The following is a 2,046-nucleotide window of genomic DNA, read 5'->3' on the forward strand; positions in this document are numbered from 1 at the left end:
GGCGGCGCGGGGCAGGCGAACTACGCGGTGGCGAAACGCCTTCCTCGACGCCCTGGCCCAGCACCGCAGCGCCGTGGGGCTGCCCGCGCTGTCCCTGTCCTGGGGCCTGTGGGACCGCCAGAGCGGGATGACGGCCCACCTGGTCGAGGCCGACTACCAGCGGATGGCCCGCGCCGGCATGGCGGCGCTCTCCGCCGAGCAGGGGTTGGACCTGTTCGACCTCGCCCTGACCCGGCGGGAGCCGTGGCTGCTGCCGATGCGTCTGGACCTGCCGGCCCTGCGGGCCCAGGGCGGCAGCCTGCCGGCGTTGCTCGGCGGGCTGGTGCCGGCACCCGCACGGCGGGCCGCCGCCGACAGCGGCGCGGAGGCGGGTGTGGGGCTGGCCGAGCGGCTGGCCGGGCTGTCCGCCCCCGAACAGGACGAGGCGCTGTTGGAACTCGTCGTCACGCACATCGCGACGGTCCTCGGGCACGCCGATTCGAGCCGGATCGACCCGGAGCGGGCGTTCACCGATCTCGGATTCGACTCGCTGACGGCGGTGGAGTTGCGCAACCGGTTGAACCGGGCGGCCGGCCGACGCCTGCCGGCGACCCTCGTCTTCGACTACCCGAAGCCGGTCAGCCTCGCCGCCTACCTACGCGGCGAACTGCTCGGCGCGGCACTCGACCCGGAGCAGGCCGTGCTCACCGAGATCGACCGGCTGGCGGCGACGCTCGACGGGACCGTTCTCGACGGCCCGGGCCGGGAGCAGGTGGCCCTGCGACTGCGGGCGCTGATGGGTCGGTTCGACCCGGCGTTCGACGCCGAGAACGACATCGCGGAGCTGATCGGGGACATCGAGTCCTCGTCGGTCGAAGAGATCTTCGAGTTTGTCGACCAGGAGTTCGGAACCAATTTCCAGTGATCGGCCGGACCGCCGACACGACCGAGTGGGGTGCGTAAGCATGGCGAACGACGAGAAGCTCGTCACCTACTTCAAGAAAGTCACGGCCGACCTCTACCAGACCCGGCAGCGCCTGCAGGACCTGGAACGCCGCAGCCGCGAGCCGATCGCGATCATCGGGATGGCGTGCCGCTTCCCCGGCGGGGTCCGGTCGCCGGAGGACCTGTGGCGGCTGCTGGACGACGGCGTCGACGCCATCGGGCCCTTCCCGCAGGACCGGGGGCTGGGACATCGACGCGATCTACGATCCCGATCCCGAGCAGCACGGCAAGACGTACGTCCGCGACGGCGGGTTCCTCGACGGCGCGGACCTGTTCGATCCGGCCTTCTTCGAGATGAGCCCCCGGGAGGCGATCGCGGCGGACGCCCAGCAGCGCCAACTGCTGGAGGTGTCCTGGGAGACCTTCGAGCGCGCCAGGATCGTGCCGCAGTCGGTGCGGGACACCCCGGTGGGCGTGTACGTGGGCGTGATGTACGGCGACTACGGCAGCCGGGTCCGCGACATCCCGGAGGACATCGAGGGGTACCTGCTGTCGGGCAGCGCCGGCAGCATCGCCTCCGGTCGGGTGGCCTACAGCCTCGGCCTGCTCGGGCCAGCCGTCACGATCGACACGGCGTGCTCGTCCTCCCTGGTCTCCCTGCACCTGGCCGCGCAGGCGCTGCGCTCCGGCGACTGCTCGCTGGCGCTGGCCGGCGGCGTCACCGTGATGTCGGACCCCACCGCCTACATCGAGTTCAGCCGGCAGCGGGCGCTCTCGGCGGACGGGCGGTGCCGCTCCTTCGCGGCGGACGCCGACGGCGCCGGCTGGGGCGAGGGGGTGGGCATGCTGCTGCTGGAGCGGCTGTCGGACGCCCAGCGCAACGGCCACCGGGTGCTCGCCGTGATCCGTGGCTCGGCGGTCAACCAGGACGGCGCGTCCAACGGGCTCACCGCCCCGAACGGTCCGTCCCAGCAGCGGGTCATCCGCCAGGCCCTGGCGAACGCCCGGCTGTCCCCGCAGGACGTGGACGTCGTGGAGGCCCACGGCACCGGCACCAGCCTCGGCGACCCCATCGAAGCCCAAGCCCTCCTCGCCACCTACGGCCAAAACCGCGAACACCCC

1 protein-coding gene and 1 pseudogene are annotated in these 2,046 nt (G+C 72.5%); both read left to right on the forward strand.

The window, feature by feature from the left end; all coding sequences use genetic code 11:
- The coding region (locus MCAG_RS02980; protein ID WP_157547821.1) for a beta-ketoacyl reductase at positions 1-904 on the forward strand (904 nt) is incomplete at its 5' end.
- A gap of 40 nt (positions 905-944) precedes the next feature.
- Positions 945-2,046, forward strand: a pseudogene (locus tag MCAG_RS02985) (beta-ketoacyl synthase N-terminal-like domain-containing protein); the annotation flags it as partial.

Origin of the sequence: Micromonospora sp. ATCC 39149 (assembly GCF_000158815.1) — a bacterium.
In the GTDB taxonomy this organism is placed as follows: domain Bacteria; phylum Actinomycetota; class Actinomycetes; order Mycobacteriales; family Micromonosporaceae; genus Micromonospora.